The following is an 18,098-nucleotide window of genomic DNA, read 5'->3' as shown; positions in this document are numbered from 1 at the left end:
CAAAATATATTGGATGGCTGATAATAACACTAGTGCTTTTAGGAGAGTGATGAGATGTTCAAGGACATAAAGTTAAAAAATTTGTTTTTCATTGTACTCGGAGCTGCCATTTTCAGCTTTGGACTCGTTCATTTCAATATTCAAAACGAGTTAGCTGAAGGCGGTTTTACAGGGATTACACTAATTCTGTTTTTCGCTTTCAAATGGGATCCTGCGATTATGAACTTAGTACTTAACGTTCCTATGTTCATCATCGGATGGCGCATGCTCGGAAAACGGATATTTACTTATACCGTCGTGGGGACAATTGCCGTTTCTGTTTTTCTCAAGGTATTCATGAAGTATCAGATTGATATCCACCTCGAAGGGGACATGTTCCTCGTATCATTATTCGCAGGTATCTTTATCGGTGTTGGCCTTGGAATCATTTTCAGATTCGGAGGTACTACAGGTGGTGTAGACATTATCGCACGTCTCGCTCAAATCCATTGGGGATGGAGCATTGGGAAAACGATGTTTATGTTTGACGCTGTCGTTATTCTAGTCTCTTGGTATGTCTATCTCGATCATCGTTCAGTGATGTACACGCTTGTAGCATTATTTGTCGGTGCGCGAGTCATTGACTTTGTACAAGAAGGTGCATACGCCGCAAGAGGGGCGTTCATCATCTCGGACCATCAAGATGCGATTGCAACGAAGATTGCCCTTGAGATGGATCGTGGAGTGACTGTGTTCAAAGGATATGGCCACTTCACAAAAGCGGATCGCAGTATTTTGTACTGCGTCATCGCAAAGAACGAAATTATGAGGATGAAAAATATTATCACCTCCATTGACCCACATGCCTTTGTCTCCGTTTCAGACGTCCATGATGTGATGGGAGAAGGCTTTACGTTAGACGATAAGAAACAACCGATTCCAAGATAAAAAATGCCCTACGCTAAATTTCAGCGTGGGCATTTTTTTGTTTAGTCACGGTTTAAGAAAATTGTTACAAGACGTAGCAATTCAAGTACCGCCACAGCAGCTGCTGCAACGTATGTCATTGCGGCTGCACTTAAAACTTTTTTCGCATGGGGTTCTTCTTCGTTTCGAATGATCCCTAGCTCAACTATTTGGGTCATCGCTCTACTCGAGGCATTGAACTCTACTGGAAGCGTGACAATCTGGAATACTACTCCAACTGCCATCATGATAATACCAATACCCAGTAAACTGTTCATGCTTGAGAAAATCAGACCCGCCATTATAAAGAACCAGCTTGCATTAGAAGTGATTCCAGCTACAGGAGCGAGGCGATGTCTAAATTTAAGGAACGCATAAGCTTCCTTGTCTTGGATGGCGTGACCGACCTCGTGAGCGGCTACAGCTGTTCCAGCAACAGATGCCTCGTGATAGTTTTGACTCGATAATGCAACAATTTTAGTTACAGGATTGTAATGATCACTTAAAACTCCTTGAGTTTCTACAACTTTTACATCTTGTAGGCCATTGTGGTCCAAGATTAGACGAGCGACTTGTGCACCTGTCATTCCAGATGTTGAACGAACTTTTGAATACTTGTTATACGTACTTTTTACTTTGAACTGTGCATACAATGGCAACAAAATTATGATGCCTAAATACACTAAGAAATTCAACGGTCCTCACCCTTTCCCTACTCCCTATTTTAATGTGCTTGAAAGTGACTCGCAACTTTTAAGATACTTAATGGATTGGCTCTGTTACAATTTTATGACGACGCTTCCAATTCCATACCGTTAGTAAAATACAAGCAATGGATAGCCAGAACGTGAAGTAGCCGATGGTATCCATCATCTTCATCAAGTCTCCATAGATCGGCATCTGTCCAAAGACATAATCGATCACATCATTATGCAACGTCCAAACAGCGGCTATAAATATCGAAATCATACCGAACTTATACTTATTCCAATACAATACTCCTTGAAGCGCCATCGCCCCATGAGATATGACGAGCATCCATCCAGCAGGACCAATTGTGCCTACTTCGTTCAATGTCAGCAGATTCATAACTACAGCCCATACTCCATATTTCACAAGAGTAATTAGGGCCAGAGCTTCAAACAACTTGAAGTTCGTATTCAATAACCAACCGATGATTACAAAGCAGAAAAACAAACTAGCAGTCGGGCTATCAGGAACGAATATCCAATAGATTGGCTCTGTAATTTCAAGTTGCCACATGTACCAATCATACCCGTAAACCGTTCCAATGATATTGATAAACAATAAAATCCATAGGAACGATTTGTTGAACAGAATCATTCGTATCCAAGTTCGTGCTAATTGCATAGCCATCTCTCCAAACATTCCAGAATCCATTTATATGTAAAAAAAAGGAGTCAGTTTCCTGACTCCTTAAAGTTATTCTTTTCCTAGATTCGAGATGAACTCCGCCATTGTCGCCAAGTCTTCATCGGAACCTTCCCATTGACCAGCTGGCATTGTGCCAATACCGTCATGAGCGATTTTTTCAATTTCTTCTGGTGCAAGTCCAGTATCCGTTAACGGAAGACCCAATCCGCCTTGGAACTGATCACCGTGACAATTGATACAGCTTGAACCTTGATAGATTTTGTAACCTTCAGCTTCTGTATCAAATTCAACTTCTTCAACGATAGCTCCTTGAGCTGCTGCTTTTTCCCAGTCATGGTTCACTACAGATTCCCATGTTAGATAGAAAATAGCCGCAAATGCAAGAAGCATGAATCCTGTTGGCAACGGACGTTTCCAAGGACGACGCTCTTTCGAAGTATCCATGAACGGAACGAGCATCAGTGCACCAACTGCTAGTCCTGGAACAACAATTGCTCCAATTACGTTAAATGGACCTGACGCAAATTCATACTTCAGCAACTGATACATAAATAGGAAATACCAGTCTGGAAGAGGAATGTATGTCGTATCCGTTGGATCCGCTTGACGCTCAAGCGGCGATGGATGCGCTAATGTAATTATCAAATACCCGGTTAAGAAGATTGCACCAATCATCCACTCTTTCAAGAGGAAGTTTGGCCAGAAGGCTTCCGTTTTACCCGGATATTCGGAATAGTCTTTAGGTGTGTTGGACATTCTATTCGTTTTAATTCGTGAATCTCCAACAAATTTCATACCTTTTCCGTGCTGCATCTTGTTCCCTCCTTAGTGAGAAATCAAAGATTTCCGTATTTTACAATGGTCCGGAAATACCCTGTCTTCTGATCATGATAAAGTGTGCTGCAAGCAATCCAAGAAGTGCTGCAGGCAGGAAGAATACGTGGATCGCAAAGAATCGCGTTAGCGTTTGTGCTCCTAAGATCGTTGCATCACCTGCAAGAAGGATTTTAATCCACTCACCTATAAACGGAACAGAACCTGCAATCTCAATTCCTACTTTTGTAGCAAATAAAGCTTTCATATCCCATGGCAATAAGTATCCAGTGAATCCAAGACCTAAGATGACAACGAATAATAGAACGCCGACAACCCAGTTCAATTCACGAGGTTTCTTATAAGCACCTGTAAAGAATACACGTAATGTATGTAAGAACATCATTACAATTACGAGAGAAGCTCCCCAGTGGTGCATACCACGCACGATTTCTCCGTATGCCACTTCATTTTGAAGATAATAAACGGATTTCCAAGCATTTTCAATATCCGGTGTGTAATACATTGTAAGAAACATACCAGATAGAATTTGGATTACCGTTACGAAGAATGTCAATCCTCCGAAACAATAGATGAATGCAGAAAAATGATGTGCGGGGTTTACGTGTTCAGGTACTTCATGATCAGCGATATCGCGCCAAATCGGTGTGATATCAAGCCGTTCATCGACCCAATCATAAATTTTGTTCATCACTTTGATTGTACCCCCTGACTATTTAGACTAGTGTGTTCGGCATTGTTTTACCGAGGTGGACGAGACCGTCAACAACTTCAACTTCATACTGATCAAGTGGACCAGTTGGCGGAGTGCCAGGAACGTTCTTTCCGTTCTTCTCATAGCGACCACCATGACAAGGACAGAAATACTCATTAGGGTGGGTATCATCGCCTGCCCAGTTCACTGTACAACCCAAGTGTTTACAAACAGGGGATAACGCGATAATTTTATCGCCATCTTTATAGACCCAAGCAGTGTTTGAAACGTCTGATTTGTACCAAGCATCTTTTCGATCTTTAATGGTAAAATCGACTCGGACAGGCGTTTCAGTTACATCATCCGCTTTTTGGTCAGTTGGGACAAAATCTCCACCATCTGCTGATGCTAAAACCGGGTCAATTGCAAAGCGAATCATCGGCATTGCAGCTGCTGAGACCATGAATCCGCCGACACCCATCAATGTGTAGTTAAGGAATTGGCGTCTAGACACTTTGCTGCTCATTCATTTCCCTCCTCTTACTCCAAAGTCAGTCCAACGGACATACTTTTGCTAATTGTTAATACTAGGACATATCTATAATATCCTACCACCACTTGAAATTCAACGTTGCATTTAAATGCGTTTTCTGTTTGTGAACAAATCATGAATTTTTCTCAGTTATAATTCACAAATCCTTCTACATATTACCTATTTTATCCATTCTTCCGTAAACCGCGGTAATAGTTGCTTTAATTGGTCTTCTAAAATAGATTGTTTTAACCGATCATCCATATTTTCAATCGGAATGGAAGGCAACCATAACACTTTTTCTTGGATGTCAATGCTTGTCCATGCAGAATCCGTTGTAATAAAAAAGATGTGTTTAAATGGGGATTTAGTCAAGTCTGTTGAAATCACTTCACCGAATTGATGAACGTCCATTGAAGGTGTGTACGCAAAAGGAGGTGCCACCATGATCCTTCCTTTGAACTGCAATTCAATATAGTCTACTAAATTCATAAGAAAGTCAGTTGAAGATGCACTGGCTTTCATTCTCTCTTCAACTGTCTCTACTTTTATAAGTGGGACGACCAATGTATCTATGTACTCTTTTTGTTGCAAAAACAAGTTCATATCTGAAGCGTTCCAATTCATTGTATCCTACCTTTCCTAGAGAAGAATGACTCCATCACATAAGATGGAGTCATTTCTCTTCAAATACTTTCAACTCGTTCAACATTGCTGATAAAGCCAAAAATTGTTGCTCATCATTTGCATCAAGGGCTTCATCTACATACTTCATCAATGTTTCTTTAGTCATCGTTGTTACACTTTCATTTAATAACTGCTGAGCAATCTGTCGATCCCGCTCGCTGACTTGCTGATCCATTGGAAAATACGGATTCTCTTCAAGCACACTAGCGTAATGGGGCGAACTGTTACTCTTAAGGAAGTTAAGCTGAATGAACATTTTTTCATCCGGATGTAAACGCAAATCATGAAACGATTTCTCCGCATCTGTTGTCATTAGACTCCCTTTGTAAAATCTGAAAGGCACACCATTCGAGTCAGTTGTCGAAATCACCATCGCTCGCGGACAAAAATGCGCGTCGTCTGTAAAATGAACATTTCTCAAAATCTTCTCATGGCTTAATAAGTAATTCAAAATCCAGACACATTCCCGGCGCTTTAAACGATAGCGCTTTAAAAACCACCTAATGAAATCCTTTTTGGCAGCGACAGGAATCATGGCTTCCATCTTACGCCTCCTCTTCTTCCTGATCCTCTAGAAATGATGTCCATTCAGGATGATCCGGTACAAGCACCACCAGTTCCTTTATAATGGTCATCGCTTCTGGTCGTTTCCCTTCTTCTAGTAGAAATTTAGCGTATCTTTCTAGAAATTCCGGATCTTCCTTCATGCCAGTGTATGCCTGAACGTAAGAATCGTATGCCTCCGCATACCGTTCTAGATTCTCCTCAGCATACGCTTTGAATGCAGCTAATAAAGGGATTTCCAACTGTTCTTCAGATGTATCTTGAAGAAGTTCCAGTAAGTTATCATGTTGTTCTCGTTGTTCAAACAAAGAAGCTAGTGAAATTCGAGCTTCTACGTACTCAGGATCTAAAGCTAGAGCATCTCCCAAATAGTGCTCTGCATCATTAGGCATTCCTAGCTTCAGTGCAATTTTACCTGCTGCGAGATGGAGCTCTTTGTCGAACTCGTCTCTGCGTATTCCCTCTTTGAAGAAAGAGAGCGCTTTTTCACTTTCATCAAGTAATAGACTTGCCTGCCCCGCCAACATATATGCAGAAAAATAATCAGGATCCATCTCAATTAACTGATCTAAATGGTTCAACGCTGGTTGAGGGTTTCCACTTTGGTATTGGCTATATGCAGCACCAAAAAGCGTGTCAGGATGTACATTCCCATGCTTTAGTAAAGATTCATAATAAGGAACTGCTTCTTCATATGCACCACCTGCACTGTATGCTTCTGCAATTCGCGATTCAAGAGAAGTGCCACCAACTTCATCGAATCCCCGTTCTCTCAGTTTCAAGTAAAGACGAACAGCTTCTGAATATTTACCACTCTCAAGCAGAAGTTCCGCTTTCGCAAAACGAATGACAGGCTCTTCTGGTGCAAGCTCAGCCGCTTCATCAATTTTAGATAATGCAACTTCTGCCATTCCAAGTGTTTGGTAGTAATCGGCTTGCAATAACAGCGCTTGGAGATACTCTTCTTCTTCTTTCTGTATATCCGTCAAGAGTAACAGTGCCTCATCTTCTCTTCCTAATGCCATCATCGCTTCTGCTCGATCGATTTTTAATTGACCCGCATCTGGCATATGAGTAAGTAAAGTATCATACAACTGATCCGCCTGAGGAACGAGACCATATTCCATTAGAAGAGTCGCACAGTCATAAACCGTTTCAAACTCGGTGCTTTTTGACAGTTGCTTAACCACTTCTTCAATCTCTTGTAAATCGCCATTCATTATCATGTTTTCTAACTGTTGTACTTGCTCCATAGTTTCTCCTTTTTTAACACGTTGTATACAATAAGTCCATTAGTGTTTCGATTGGGTCAACGAATTAAGATGTTCGAAAAATCCAGGATAGGAAACATTTATACAGGAAGCATCTTCAATCTGCACTGGCCCTTCAGTTACTAGTGAAGCAATGGCACCCATCATTCCCAATCGATGATCACCGTGAGAGGTAAGTGTTGCACCCTTTAGTTTAGTTGGACCTGTAACACGCATTCCGTCAGGTGTCGGTTCAATGGATGCACCTAGCTTTTGAAGTTCAGAACAAACCGCTTCTATCCTGTCTGTCTCTTTCACTCGAAGTTCCTCAGCGTCCTTAATAATCGTTGTGCCTTTTGCTTGAGTTGCAAGTAAAGCAATCACAGGTAACTCATCAATCAGCCTGGGTATTAGAGAACCACTAATTTCAACCGCATGTAAGTCTGACGATTCCACTGTAAGCTTTCCATAGGGTTCGCCTTCCATTTCAAACTCCTGCTCAATAGACACTCTAGCACCCATCTCTTTCAATACATCGACAATCCCCGTGCGAGTTGGATTGAGTCCAACATCTTTAAAGGTAATGGCACTTCCCGGAACCATTGCTGCTGCGCACATAAAAAAGGCAGCAGAAGAAATGTCACCAGGCACTTTCACATCACAAGCTTGCAGAGACTGTCCACCAACAATTGACACAGAGGTTCCTTCGGTTTGGACCTTAGCTCCAAACTGTTGAAGCATCCGTTCAGTATGATCGCGCGAGACAGCTTTTTCAGTAACAACTGTCGTTCCCTCGGCTGAAAAACCTGCAAATAACAGAGCAGATTTTACTTGTGCGCTGGCAATAGGCATCTCATAAGACATGGCTTTGAGATGTGAACCTTTCACCGTTAATGGTAAAGTACCTGCTTCATGATTACTCTCAAATTTAGCATTCATTTCAGTCAATGGGGTTGTGACACGACGCATCGGTCGCTTACATAAGTACTGATCACCTGTAATTTCAGCTGTCACCATCGATCCTGCGAGAATTCCTAGCAGTAGTCTAGCTGTGGTACCTGAATTACCAGCATCCAATGCCTCATCTGGATTTTTCCAACCAGTGATTCCTGGGCTTTTAACGGTTACATTTGTTCCACTTCTTTCAATATTCACTCCAAGCTGGGAGAAAATACGGATTGTAGAAAGACAATCTTCACCAGCAAGAAAACCACTAATAGTCGTTGTACCCTTTGCAATAGCACCGAGCATGACGGCACGATGCGAAATCGATTTGTCGCCAGGAACTTGCAATGTACCATTCAATGAGCCTCCTTCAAAGGAAGCTGTAATCCTATCTATTTTCTCCATAAAAAGCGCCTCCGTCAAAGTATTTGCATAGAGTACTCTGTTTCTTTCTCAAGTACTTGTGCAGCATCGTTCCGTTCCGTTGCAGAACGGAAGCTGATGACGAGAATTCCATATACATCAGTCCGAGTTTCGACAATCCGAATGTTTGTCAAACTAATCTCTTTTAAAGCCAAAATACGTGTAATTTCAGAAATCACTCCAGGATGATCAGGGACATCTATATGAAGGTCGAATTGCATATATAAAGCGCCTTGAACTTCGTCTTGTGTAACTGATGGAAGATTGTCGCGAAACTTTTTTGCATCATCGAAAAATTTTTGAATTGAACTAGGGTCGTTGTCAGTTAACATTTCTCGAACCGTATGCATTTCAGTTAGCCATCTATCTAGCTGACCTACTAACTCCTCTTTGTTCTGAACAGTGATATCCCGCCACATAATCGGATCCGCAGATGCAATCCGTGTAAGATCTCGGAAACCACCAGCAGCAAGTCTTCGAACGAAAGGCTGTCGTTGTTCTTGGTGAGAAAGCAAGTTCACAAGAGAGGATGCGATTATATGAGGGAAGTGACTTACTACTGCAGTCATCTGATCATGCTCTGATGCGTCTAGCACAGCTATTTTGCCTTGTGTCACTGTTAACAGTGTTTTCATGCGTTCAAGGTCATCTGAATGACAACTCTCTTCGGGAGTTAACACATAATAAGCATTCTCAAAAAGATGCTCGATTGCTGCAGAAATTCCACTTTTATGGGATCCTGCCATCGGATGCCCTCCAATAAAGGTGACTCCTTTGTCGATTAACGCCTTTGCCGCAGTCATGATTGGTTGTTTAGTACTTCCAGTATCACTAACAATGACAGTCGGTTTCATGTCCCATGAAACAGCCTCCTGTAATAGTTGCGCAGTTGCCGCAACAGGCACAGCAAATATGAGGAAGTCCGCTTCTTTTGCTGCCGATTTGACAGAAGGTGCGACGGAGTCAATTATGCCTCTTCGGTAAGCTTCATCCGCCGATTTATAAGAACGATCAAATCCTGTAATTACGACTTCAGGATTTCGTTTCAACGCTAGCGCTAGGGAACCACCGATCAGCCCTAGCCCAATGATAGATACGTTAGTTGTCATAGATTTAACCCCTGTTTGTCAATAGTGTTTCGAACGCTTTGAAGAAACCATTATTCTGTTCTTCAGAACCGATGGTCACACGAATTCGATTAGGCGTTCCGAGTAGATCTCCGCTTCGTACAATATAGCCAAGTTGCATTAACTGATTTGCTGCTTCATTTGCACTTATAGGGACTTCAATCAGGACAAAGTTCGCTTCAGAACGATTGATGGTCAAATTATGCTCGTCTGCAAATTTTTCAAAACGCTTTCGCTGTTTAGCATTTTCAAGACGACATTCTTCAATGAATCTCTGGTCTTCTAAAGCATTTTCTGCGGCAATGAGAGATAGGGAACTCGTATTAAATGGATTTCTAACTTTGTTGAGCTCTGTAATAACTTCAGAAGAAGCAATTCCGTATCCAACACGGAAGGAGGCTAGACCGTATGCTTTGGAGAAGGTACGTAATATTATGAGATTCGGGTATTCAGATAGCCATTGAATCGGATCCTCATAACTCTCCTCAGTTATGTATTCAAAGTATGCTTCATCCAAAACAGTCAAGATCGTACTAGGCACTTCATCTAAAAACTGTTTCAAACAATTAGATGGGATCAAGTCACCCGTAGGATTGTTAGGACTGCATATCCAAATAACTGATGTGGATGAATCGATTTCTTGTAAGAACTGTTTAAGATCATGTTGACCATCCACTAACGGAACTTCACGAACCTCTGCACCTTCAACCCTTGCATTGTGCCCGTATTGTGGAAATGATGGCGTTGGCATTATGGTATTCGACTCACGTGTTAAGAGGGCACGACAAATAATCGTAATAAGATCGTCTGATCCATTTCCTAAGATGACATTCGATTCATCCACACCTAATTTTTCCGCAAGTTTTGTTTTGAGCGGAGGGGCTCCGGTCTCAGGATATATCTCAATCTGAAGCTCTGGATTCTCTAAAATTTTACGTACCGAAGGAGCACAACCATAAGGATTTTCGTTAGAAGCTAGCTTTACAATTTCTTCTAAGCCGAATTCCTTTTGTACCTCTTCAATGGATCTACCTGGTTTATACGGCTTCATAGTTGCTAGTGCTGGTTTCCAATTCATGTGAGAACTCCTCCTGTATGTTGACCTATTTCTTAAGATCAGGTCTTAGTTTCACTGCATCATTTTGATAGATATGAATGATATCTTGCTGGGCAATTTCTGTATTGACATGCATGAGGACACGAATACATAGTGGCATTCCTCCAGGTACGTCCATTTCGTGCATACACATTACAGGAACATATGTCCAACCTTCTATAGTTCGCACCGCTTTTGCAGGAAATGCGGATTGTACGTCAACAGTTGTAGAGATTAGCACTGACACAATGTCATTGGCTTCGAAATTATTTTCATTAGCCATGGTTTGAACTAATTGCTCGGTTGCTTCTAAAACGGCTTGTTGTTCATCCTGACTTACGGTTGTCGCTCCTCTTACGCCTCTTACTGTCATGTTTGCACTTCCCCCTTTATACGTGAAATCAATTCATAATACGAGTGTTCACATTGTTCTTCAGTAACTTTTTGTGTAAATGGATTTCCCAGACTCTTGAGTAATACAAAGACCAATTCTCCTGAAGATACTTTTTTATCCTTTTTCATAAATGGTAGCAGTGCAGAGAATTCAACTTCCAAAATTGCCTGCATTGGATACCCTGCATGATCAGAAAACCGGATAAATCTCTCTGTGTATTCTGGTGTGATGTCACCATATGATTCACTTAACAACAGACTATACGCCATACCAATCATTACACACTCTCCATGACTGACTTTACCAAATCCAAAATATGCTTCCACAGCATGGCCTAGAGTATGACCGAAGTTCAAAAACTTACGCATACCTTGTTCAAATTCGTCTTGTTCAACAATTTCAGCTTTGACTTGAATCCCTTTTAATAGCTCAGAGGATAACACGTCAGCAGAAAAGTTCGGGAAGTCAGAATTCAAAAGCAATGACTCCGTCCAGTCAGCATCTGATATGAGTGCATGTTTTATGAGCTCGGCCATGCCAGAGCGAATTTCCCGTTTCGGAAGGGTGGCAAATAGATCTGGTTGGAACAGAACACCCGCCGGCTGATGAAACGAACCGACCATATTTTTACCTTCAGGCATGTTAATAGCCGTTTTACCGCCTACAGCACTATCATGAGCAAGTATCGTTGTGGGGCATTGAATGAAAGGAATCCCCCTCATATAGGTTGCTGCGACAAACCCAGTCAGGTCACCACAAGCTCCCCCACCAAATGCAATAAGCACAGATTGTCTCGTAAAATTATGCTGTAACAAAAATGAGTGGCAACTCATGAAACTTAACGGACTTTTACTCTCTTCTCCCGCTGGAAGGGTATGCAGCTCATAGGCAATCTCGGCAGCATTTAATGCTTGTTCAAGTTTTTCCAAGTGATAGGAAGCAGCTGTCGCATCTGCAAAAATTCCTACTTTATCTGCATTGTGCAGTAACTCCTTGTACTCTGTGGAAAAGAGGTCATACACCTCTTTTCCAATATGAACGCTGTAAGAACAGTTTTTGGTTTTAACAGTGAGTTGTTCCATCGCTTAAAACTCCTTTGCATAAAGGCGGTATTGCTCGATGTCAGCTTTCAGCCCATCCATCTCAAACGAACGAAATTCTTCAATGATGACTTTTGCTAACTCAGTAGCGATAACGTGTTCTGCAACAACGGATGCAGCAGGAACCGCACATGGATCGGACCGCTCGATGGTTGCTGTAAATGGCTCTTTCGTATCGATATCGACACTTTCTAACGGCTTATACAACGTCGGAATAGGTTTCATGACGCCTCTAATAACAATCGGCATTCCCGTCGACATGCCACCTTCTAATCCTCCAAGACGATTCGATTTTCTGAAATAGCCTCTCTCTTCGGACCATACGATTTCGTCGTGCACTTCACTGCCGAAACGCTTTGCCATTTCAAATCCAATGCCAAACTCTACACCTTTGAACGCATTGATGGACATCATTGCCGCTGCAAGACGACCGTCTAACTTCCGGTCAAACTGTGCATAACTTCCCATACCAGGTGGGCATCCTTCAATTACAACTTCCACTACACCGCCCAAAGTGTCTCCACGACCTTTTGCGTCATCGATTGCTTCCACCATTGCTTGAGATACTTCGGAATCCGCACAGTATACAGGATCGGCTTCCACTTTTGCACGAATTTCTTCCATGGTCAGCTCAGCAGTTGAATTGGAGTCAGCGACAATACCTCCAATTTCGACCACATGCGCAATCGTATTAATACCGAGTTCACGTAAAAATTGTTTCGCCACAGCACCCGCAGCTACTCGCATCGTTGTTTCACGAGCTGATGAGCGCTCAAGTACGTTTCTAAGATCTCGATGCCCATACTTAATGCCTCCGACTAAGTCTGCATGGCCTGGGCGCGGCCGTGTAATCTGTCGTTTAATATCCTCCGGTCGAACGTTCTCTGAAAGTGGTTCAACCCCCATAATAGATGTCCAATGCTTCCAATCATCGTTGACGACTGTCAACGTCACAGGTGAACCAAGGGTTTTCCCGTGGCGAACGCCAGATGATATCACTACCTGATCTTTTTCAATCTGCATCCTGCGTCCTCTTCCATGTCCCCCCTGCCGACGTGATAGTTCTCTTGTAATCATTTCAGCTGTCAATGGCAATTGCGCCGGTAACCCTTCAATAATTGCGGTCAACTCTGGACCATGTGATTCTCCCGCTGTTAATATCCTCATCTCCAAATCCCCCTTTTGATACTTGCTGAAATGAACCATTGTTAGCACTTTACCAAACTACAGCAATATTGACTACTTCTTTAAACAAAAAAACCCGGAAGTGTCCGGATTTTTCATATTTTCTTATAAAAGAAGGTATCTTCAGATTCAAGACCATATCGTTCGGGACTAAAAATCTGCTCAGTGCTTCCTACAAAAAGAATCCCTCCAGGTTTCAACGCTTTGGCAAAGTTCGTGTAAATTTGATCTTTGGCTTCTTCTGTAAAGTAAATCATGACATTTCTACAGACAATCAGGTCAAAGTCATTTCCATACGCATCATCAAGCAAATTATGTTGTTTAAACACGACTGTTTTTTTCACTTCGTCTGTTACCTGGTAGAACTGGCCTTCTTGCTTAAAAAATTTTCTCTTTACATCTGGAGGGACTTCTTTCAAAGAACGTTCCGGATATAGACCCACTTTAGCTTTTTCAAGTACTCCATTATCCAAATCAGTCGCTGAAATCGTAATTTCTCTTAAAGGTAGGTGATTCGACAGAACCATCGCCATTGAATACGGTTCCTCTCCTGTAGAACACGCAGCACTCCAACACTTTAACTTTTTAGTTTTGTGTAAAAGCTGTGGAAGGATTTTTGTGTCTAATACTCCCCATCGTTGTGAATTTCTGTAAAATTCTGATACATTTATCGTCATGCGGTCCAGGAATTCATCCATCTTGGATTGATCATTGCGGATCAACTCAAAGTACTCGGTGAAATTTTTACAGCCTCGTTTTTCATAAAGCGAGGTTAGGCGTCTTTTCATTTGTGCTTCTTTATACAGAGATAGGTCGATTCCTGTTTTTTGTTTTACACTGGCGATAAATTTTGTGTAATCTGACAATTGTTTACCTCCATCCATCCAGCAATTATGTATAACAAAAACAGCCGGCGGAACCCGCAAGGCTGTTTTTGCTTTGTATTAGTTGATCCAGCTGTTTACTACTTTTTCGTAAGAAGAAAGTTCTTCTTCTTTAAAGAACAAACCGATTTCGCGTTCTGCAGATTCTGGTGAATCTGAACCGTGGATGATGTTCTTTGCGACAGTAACTGCAAAATCACCGCGGATTGTTCCTGGTGCTGATTCTTTAGGGTTTGTAGCACCCATCATAAGACGTGCTGTAGAGATGACGTTTTCGCCTTCCCATACCATTGCGAATACAGGACCAGATGTAATGAAGTCAACAAGCTCACCGAAGAATGGGCGCTCTTTGTGCTCACCGTAGTGCTGCTCTGCAAGTTCTTGAGAAATTGTCATCAATTTACCGCCAACTAGCTGATATCCTTTGCTTTCGAAACGGTTTACGATTTCACCAATTAGACCACGTTGAACGCCGTCAGGTTTTACCATTAAAAATGTTTTTTCCATAATTCAATTACACTCCTTCATAGTGACAAATCGGGATTACCCCTACTGATCGTACCAAAGGTGGAACGATCTTTCAATTTTTTATTTTTCTGCGAGAATTTAAAATGTTCGTTTAGCCAAAAATTCAGCTACTTGTTCAAACGCTTTTTTCGCATCGCTATCCGGTAATAACCTTATCTCAGCTGTCGCCTTTTCTAGATAGAGGTCACTTACCTCATGAGCTTTTTCAATGGCTCCGCTCTCTCTTATATAACGCAACATATCCCCACGTTCTTTTTCCGACAACGTTCCAGCAAAAGCTTTTGCTAAATACGGTTGGAATGAGGGCTCGTTTCGGATATATAAGACAGGTAACGTCAGATGTCCATTGAGAAGATCAGAACCCGCTGGTTTTCCTAACTGTTTGTCCGAAGACGTTAAGTCTAATATATCATCGACGATTTGGAATGCCATTCCCGCGTAATATCCAAAATTCCTCAATCTACGCACAACTTCATCGTCCGCATTAGAGATTAACGCACCTAGCTCACAGCTGGATGATAGAAGAAGTGCGGTTTTTCGCTTGATGCGACGCAAATAATCTCGGAATGATTGGTCCGTTCTTCTTTGGTAATCAAATTGTATGATCTCACCTTTACAAATTTCGAGCATTGTATCCGCTAGTAATTGATGCACGGAAGTCATTTCAATTTCTCCAATTGAAGTTAGTGCACGCGAAAAAATGAAGTCGCCAGTGTACATCGCAACTCGATTATCCCACTTTGCTTTAACGGTTTTGCGCCCTCTTCTCATATTTGAATCATCAATGACATCGTCATGAACGAGAGAAGCCATGTGAACAAGTTCTAAGGAAACCGCTACTTTTGCGGTTGTCTCCATCGAATAGTCTCCGAACTTGGAAGAAAGAAATACGAAAATTGGACGGATCCTCTTTCCTCCAGCTCTCAGCAAATGTATGGATGCTTGCTGAATAAGCGGAGAATCCGATTGAACGGCATTCTCAAGCTCTTTCTCGATATAAATGAGTTCCTTTCGGAAATCGGTATATAATGCCATCGCCTTCAACTTTTCCAAAATGATTCCCTTCTCCCGCCTGCTTATTATTTGATTGCGATATGTCCAGCAGCTACCCCGCCACTATAAGGACGATAATCGACTTGAGTAAATCCAGCAGACTTAAATAGCTGAGCTAATTCCTCACGACCTGGAAACTCATCAGCAGATTCTTGAAGCCAAGAATACTCATTATAACTTTTCGCGAACACTTTTCCGAATACCGGCATAATGTAATTAAAGTAAAGTCTGAATAATTGACGATATCCCGGAATCTCTGATTGTGACGTTTCCAAGCACGCAACAATCCCACCAGGTTTAACGACACGGTACATCTCTCTCAACGCTGTTTCATAATTGGGCACATTCCGTAAGCCGAAACCAATTGTCACATAGTCAAATGTATTATCTTCAAACGGTAAGTCCATCGCATTCCCTTGTATCAAAGTAATGTTAGGGTACTTGGCAGTTTTAGGCGCAGCTGAAGAGAGCATTGCATTACTGAAATCAAGACCTGTTACATCGCCTTTAATCCCAATGGTTTGTGCTAAAGAGATGGTCCAGTCAGCCGTGCCGCAACAAACGTCCAATGCCTTGGATCCCGCTTTTACGTTCATGCGTTCCATGATGTCGGCACGCCATCTTTTGTGTAAGTTAAAACTGATGACAGAATTCATCTTGTCATAGTCTGTTGATATGGATTCGAATACAGAATGTACTTTCTGTTCTTTAGATTGACTCAAGTGGAATCTCCTCTTTTCAATATCAGCTAAGCGATTTCAAAGGGTTCACAAGCTCATGAATCACCTGTTGAAGTAACGGGTCCAACGAACTCATTTGCTCTAGCTCAAGATTGAGCTTTGGTAAGAGTAAATCCATCGCCTGTTGAATAATGGTTTTATCAATTGCAAATGCTTGTTGCTCGGTGGAGTTAGCCATTCTGTCCAGTCGTACAAACGTAAGTACAGTCTCAGCTAAATCAAGGTAGCTGTCAAAACCATACGTCTTATAGTATGTAGCAGTGCACCCTGACTCAATTACTTTTAGCCTTTCCAGTAAGATTGGACCTGTCGTACGTCGTTCGTGGTGCAACGATGTTTTTTGTTCGTTAATATGAGCAATCGTTTGGGATAATCCGCGTATAAATCCGAATTCACCAATTTCAGCTAATATCCGATAGTGGATACCACTGAAATGATCCCCAGCCAATACTGTCAGTTGTTGCTCAGCAGACGTCGCTTGAGCACTTTCTATGCGATCGTGAATATCAAGCGCAGCGTGTATCGCTCCAACAGACAATGTAATTTTTCTAAGTTTGTCTTCTTTGATTTTTTCGTTCACAATGGGTAGCAAAAGAAAAAATGCTTTTATGGAGTCCACAGGAAAATGACCAATTTCCCGCTTTAGAATGGATTCACGAAGTGCATATTGCAAGTCGCTTATATATTTTTCTACAATTGAATTCAATTCGTGTTTATTCATCACCGTTTCTCCATTCCAAGGCATCTAACAAGTGAACGATGCAGGTTGCTGTTATGCTCTCTCTTCACTGGAGACAACCCCGTGCGCAGTTGTAATTTCTGCACTCCCACGGATTTTCATAGCGGATGTGTGTTCTGTAAACTGGGCAATCATCACTTCTCCACAGTCGAGTTTTTCCGTATGATGGAATTTCGTGTCGTTTCCACGGGTTAACCCGATAACACTGACACCATCTTCTTTTGCTTTAATGACGATGTAATCTGGTGCAGTCATAGTTCTCTCCCCCGTCTTTCATATCTTACCTATCATATCATAGTTAAACCGCGATCCGCAAAGGACCGCAATCTTACTTTACAAGCGAAAGAATTTCTGATCGTTTAACATCATCATGTTCGTAAATTCCTCTAGCTGCAGTTGTAATTGTTTTTGAACCTGGTTTTTTTATACCTCGCATCGTCATGCACATATGTTCTGCTTCGATGATGACGTATACACCAAGTGGCTTCAACATTTCCATCATGACATCTGCGACAGTCGTTGTAATACGTTCTTGCAATTGTGGACGCTTAGCTGTTGTTTCAACAGCTCTTGCTAATTTACTGAGTCCTGCCACAACGCCGTCACGGGGTATGTATGCAATATGGGCAACACCAAAAAATGGAACAAGATGATGTTCACACATCGAGTAAAATGGAATGTCCTTTACAAGGACGACTTCTTCATGTTGTTCATGAAAAACGGTTTCAAAGTACATACGAGGATCATCCGCCATTCCCGCGAACACTTCTGCATACATTTTCGCAACGCGCTTTGGTGTTTCCAACAATCCTTCTCGCTCCGGATCTTCACCGATCGCTTCGAGGATCATCGTGACCGCTTGTTCTATTTTCCCATAATTCACTTCTTCCATGGATGGAACCTCCTCTGATGCACATCTAGTCTTTCAAAATAGTAGCATACTCCTCGCATTCAGTACAGTTGATGGCTCGTATTTACCTCGT

At 41.9% G+C, this 18,098-nt stretch carries 22 protein-coding genes; 1 reads left to right on the top strand and 21 read right to left on the bottom strand.

Annotated elements, in window-relative coordinates:
* The first annotated feature begins 54 nt into the window (after positions 1-54).
* The gene (locus M3197_RS05210; RefSeq protein ID WP_251659304.1) at positions 55-927 is read left to right on the top strand and encodes a YitT family protein; all 873 of its coding nucleotides are present in this window, start codon (positions 55-57) and stop codon (positions 925-927) included.
* Positions 928-968: 41 nt separating this feature from the next.
* Here M3197_RS05210 and M3197_RS05205 read toward each other — a convergent pair whose 3' ends face one another.
* From M3197_RS05205 to folE, 21 genes are all read right to left on the bottom strand, one after another.
* Positions 969-1,640: a zinc metallopeptidase gene (locus tag M3197_RS05205; protein ID WP_251659302.1), complete on the bottom strand. Its 672-nt coding sequence runs from the start codon at positions 1,638-1,640 to the stop codon at positions 969-971.
* Positions 1,641-1,707: 67 nt separating this feature from the next.
* The gene (gene lhaT / locus M3197_RS05200; protein WP_251660104.1) at positions 1,708-2,316 is read right to left on the bottom strand and encodes a lipoprotein heptaprenylglyceryl N-acetyltransferase LhaT; all 609 of its coding nucleotides are present in this window, start codon (positions 2,314-2,316) and stop codon (positions 1,708-1,710) included.
* A gap of 72 nt (positions 2,317-2,388) precedes the next feature.
* Positions 2,389-3,153, bottom strand: coding sequence for a menaquinol-cytochrome c reductase cytochrome b/c subunit (locus M3197_RS05195; RefSeq protein WP_251659300.1), 765 nt, complete (start codon positions 3,151-3,153; stop codon positions 2,389-2,391).
* A 40-nt stretch (positions 3,154-3,193) separates the two neighbouring features.
* Positions 3,194-3,868 (bottom strand): menaquinol-cytochrome c reductase cytochrome b subunit, encoded by a 675-nt coding sequence (gene qcrB / locus M3197_RS05190; RefSeq protein WP_025784873.1) that lies wholly within the window; start codon positions 3,866-3,868, stop codon positions 3,194-3,196.
* A 22-nt stretch (positions 3,869-3,890) separates the two neighbouring features.
* Entirely contained in the window at positions 3,891-4,394 is a 504-nt protein-coding gene (locus M3197_RS05185) for a Rieske (2Fe-2S) protein (protein ID WP_251659298.1), read from the bottom strand.
* A 186-nt stretch (positions 4,395-4,580) separates the two neighbouring features.
* On the bottom strand, positions 4,581-5,027 hold the full coding sequence (locus M3197_RS05180) for a DUF2487 family protein (protein WP_251659296.1): 447 nt from the start codon (positions 5,025-5,027) through the stop codon (positions 4,581-4,583).
* A 49-nt stretch (positions 5,028-5,076) separates the two neighbouring features.
* Positions 5,077-5,631, bottom strand: a complete 555-nt coding sequence (locus M3197_RS05175) for a ReoY family proteolytic degradation factor (RefSeq protein ID WP_251659294.1) — start codon at positions 5,629-5,631, stop codon at positions 5,077-5,079.
* A 1-nt stretch (position 5,632) separates the two neighbouring features.
* Positions 5,633-6,904 carry a tetratricopeptide repeat protein gene (locus M3197_RS05170; protein ID WP_251659292.1) on the bottom strand — a complete coding sequence of 424 codons (1,272 nt, stop codon included), beginning with the start codon at positions 6,902-6,904 and terminating at the stop codon, positions 5,633-5,635.
* Positions 6,905-6,943: 39 nt separating this feature from the next.
* On the bottom strand, positions 6,944-8,251 hold the full coding sequence (aroA, locus tag M3197_RS05165; protein ID WP_251659290.1) for a 3-phosphoshikimate 1-carboxyvinyltransferase: 1,308 nt from the start codon (positions 8,249-8,251) through the stop codon (positions 6,944-6,946).
* A gap of 14 nt (positions 8,252-8,265) precedes the next feature.
* A complete protein-coding gene (locus M3197_RS05160) occupies positions 8,266-9,378 on the bottom strand; it encodes a prephenate dehydrogenase (RefSeq protein WP_251659288.1) in 1,113 nt (370 codons plus the stop codon).
* Positions 9,379-9,382: 4 nt separating this feature from the next.
* Positions 9,383-10,474 carry a histidinol-phosphate transaminase gene (gene hisC / locus M3197_RS05155; protein WP_251659285.1) on the bottom strand — a complete coding sequence of 364 codons (1,092 nt, stop codon included), beginning with the start codon at positions 10,472-10,474 and terminating at the stop codon, positions 9,383-9,385.
* Positions 10,475-10,499: 25 nt separating this feature from the next.
* Positions 10,500-10,865 carry a chorismate mutase gene (gene aroH / locus M3197_RS05150; RefSeq protein WP_251659283.1) on the bottom strand — a complete coding sequence of 122 codons (366 nt, stop codon included), beginning with the start codon at positions 10,863-10,865 and terminating at the stop codon, positions 10,500-10,502.
* Complete coding sequence (gene aroB, locus M3197_RS05145; RefSeq protein ID WP_251659281.1) at positions 10,862-11,968, bottom strand: 3-dehydroquinate synthase; 1,107 nt, start codon at positions 11,966-11,968, stop codon at positions 10,862-10,864. Before aroB ends, aroH begins: the two co-directional genes overlap by 4 nt.
* A gap of 3 nt (positions 11,969-11,971) precedes the next feature.
* A complete protein-coding gene (gene aroC, locus M3197_RS05140; RefSeq protein ID WP_251659279.1) occupies positions 11,972-13,153 on the bottom strand; it encodes a chorismate synthase in 1,182 nt (393 codons plus the stop codon).
* A gap of 113 nt (positions 13,154-13,266) precedes the next feature.
* A complete protein-coding gene (locus M3197_RS05135; RefSeq protein WP_285851091.1) occupies positions 13,267-14,037 on the bottom strand; it encodes a CheR family methyltransferase in 771 nt (256 codons plus the stop codon).
* Between the two features lie 78 nt (positions 14,038-14,115).
* Positions 14,116-14,562, bottom strand: coding sequence for a nucleoside-diphosphate kinase (ndk, locus tag M3197_RS05130; protein WP_025784884.1), 447 nt, complete (start codon positions 14,560-14,562; stop codon positions 14,116-14,118).
* Positions 14,563-14,661: 99 nt separating this feature from the next.
* On the bottom strand, positions 14,662-15,636 hold the full coding sequence (locus tag M3197_RS05125) for a polyprenyl synthetase family protein (RefSeq protein WP_251659275.1): 975 nt from the start codon (positions 15,634-15,636) through the stop codon (positions 14,662-14,664).
* 26 nt (positions 15,637-15,662) lie between these two features.
* Entirely contained in the window at positions 15,663-16,358 is a 696-nt protein-coding gene (locus tag M3197_RS05120; protein ID WP_251659273.1) for a demethylmenaquinone methyltransferase, read from the bottom strand.
* 22 nt (positions 16,359-16,380) lie between these two features.
* Positions 16,381-17,097, bottom strand: coding sequence for a heptaprenyl diphosphate synthase component 1 (locus M3197_RS05115; protein ID WP_251659271.1), 717 nt, complete (start codon positions 17,095-17,097; stop codon positions 16,381-16,383).
* A gap of 51 nt (positions 17,098-17,148) precedes the next feature.
* The gene (mtrB, locus tag M3197_RS05110) at positions 17,149-17,370 is read right to left on the bottom strand and encodes a trp RNA-binding attenuation protein MtrB (RefSeq protein ID WP_025784889.1); all 222 of its coding nucleotides are present in this window, start codon (positions 17,368-17,370) and stop codon (positions 17,149-17,151) included.
* Between the two features lie 73 nt (positions 17,371-17,443).
* Entirely contained in the window at positions 17,444-18,007 is a 564-nt protein-coding gene (gene folE / locus M3197_RS05105; protein ID WP_251659268.1) for a GTP cyclohydrolase I FolE, read from the bottom strand.
* Positions 18,008-18,098: the final 91 nt, after the last annotated feature.

This window comes from Sporosarcina aquimarina (assembly GCF_023715615.1).
Taxonomy (GTDB): domain Bacteria; phylum Bacillota; class Bacilli; order Bacillales_A; family Planococcaceae; genus Sporosarcina; species Sporosarcina aquimarina_A.
The sequence above is the reverse complement of the archived record's forward strand: the minus strand, read 5'-3'. Positions and strand labels throughout refer to the sequence as shown.

What these genes read in the sequence shown, in the direction of transcription:
- M3197_RS05115 (WP_251659271.1), bottom strand. Translation starts at nt 17,097, where the DNA reads ATGAATAAACACGAATTGAATTCAATTGTAGAAAAATATATAAGCGAC.
- M3197_RS05175 (WP_251659294.1), bottom strand. Translation starts at nt 5,631, where the DNA reads ATGGAAGCCATGATTCCTGTCGCTGCCAAAAAGGATTTCATTAGGTGG.
- ndk (WP_025784884.1), bottom strand. Translation starts at nt 14,562, where the DNA reads ATGGAAAAAACATTTTTAATGGTAAAACCTGACGGCGTTCAACGTGGT.
- M3197_RS05170 (WP_251659292.1), bottom strand. Translation starts at nt 6,904, where the DNA reads ATGGAGCAAGTACAACAGTTAGAAAACATGATAATGAATGGCGATTTA.
- M3197_RS05210 (WP_251659304.1), top strand. Translation starts at nt 55, where the DNA reads ATGTTCAAGGACATAAAGTTAAAAAATTTGTTTTTCATTGTACTCGGA.
- M3197_RS05185 (WP_251659298.1), bottom strand. Translation starts at nt 4,394, where the DNA reads ATGAGCAGCAAAGTGTCTAGACGCCAATTCCTTAACTACACATTGATG.
- aroH (WP_251659283.1), bottom strand. Translation starts at nt 10,865, where the DNA reads ATGACAGTAAGAGGCGTAAGAGGAGCGACAACCGTAAGTCAGGATGAA.
- lhaT (WP_251660104.1), bottom strand. Translation starts at nt 2,316, where the DNA reads ATGCAATTAGCACGAACTTGGATACGAATGATTCTGTTCAACAAATCG.
- aroA (WP_251659290.1), bottom strand. Translation starts at nt 8,251, where the DNA reads ATGGAGAAAATAGATAGGATTACAGCTTCCTTTGAAGGAGGCTCATTG.
- M3197_RS05180 (WP_251659296.1), bottom strand. Translation starts at nt 5,027, where the DNA reads ATGAATTGGAACGCTTCAGATATGAACTTGTTTTTGCAACAAAAAGAG.
- M3197_RS05160 (WP_251659288.1), bottom strand. Translation starts at nt 9,378, where the DNA reads ATGACAACTAACGTATCTATCATTGGGCTAGGGCTGATCGGTGGTTCC.
- M3197_RS05195 (WP_251659300.1), bottom strand. Translation starts at nt 3,153, where the DNA reads ATGCAGCACGGAAAAGGTATGAAATTTGTTGGAGATTCACGAATTAAA.
- aroC (WP_251659279.1), bottom strand. Translation starts at nt 13,153, where the DNA reads ATGAGGATATTAACAGCGGGAGAATCACATGGTCCAGAGTTGACCGCA.
- hisC (WP_251659285.1), bottom strand. Translation starts at nt 10,474, where the DNA reads ATGAATTGGAAACCAGCACTAGCAACTATGAAGCCGTATAAACCAGGT.
- folE (WP_251659268.1), bottom strand. Translation starts at nt 18,007, where the DNA reads ATGGAAGAAGTGAATTATGGGAAAATAGAACAAGCGGTCACGATGATC.
- mtrB (WP_025784889.1), bottom strand. Translation starts at nt 17,370, where the DNA reads ATGACTGCACCAGATTACATCGTCATTAAAGCAAAAGAAGATGGTGTC.
- aroB (WP_251659281.1), bottom strand. Translation starts at nt 11,968, where the DNA reads ATGGAACAACTCACTGTTAAAACCAAAAACTGTTCTTACAGCGTTCAT.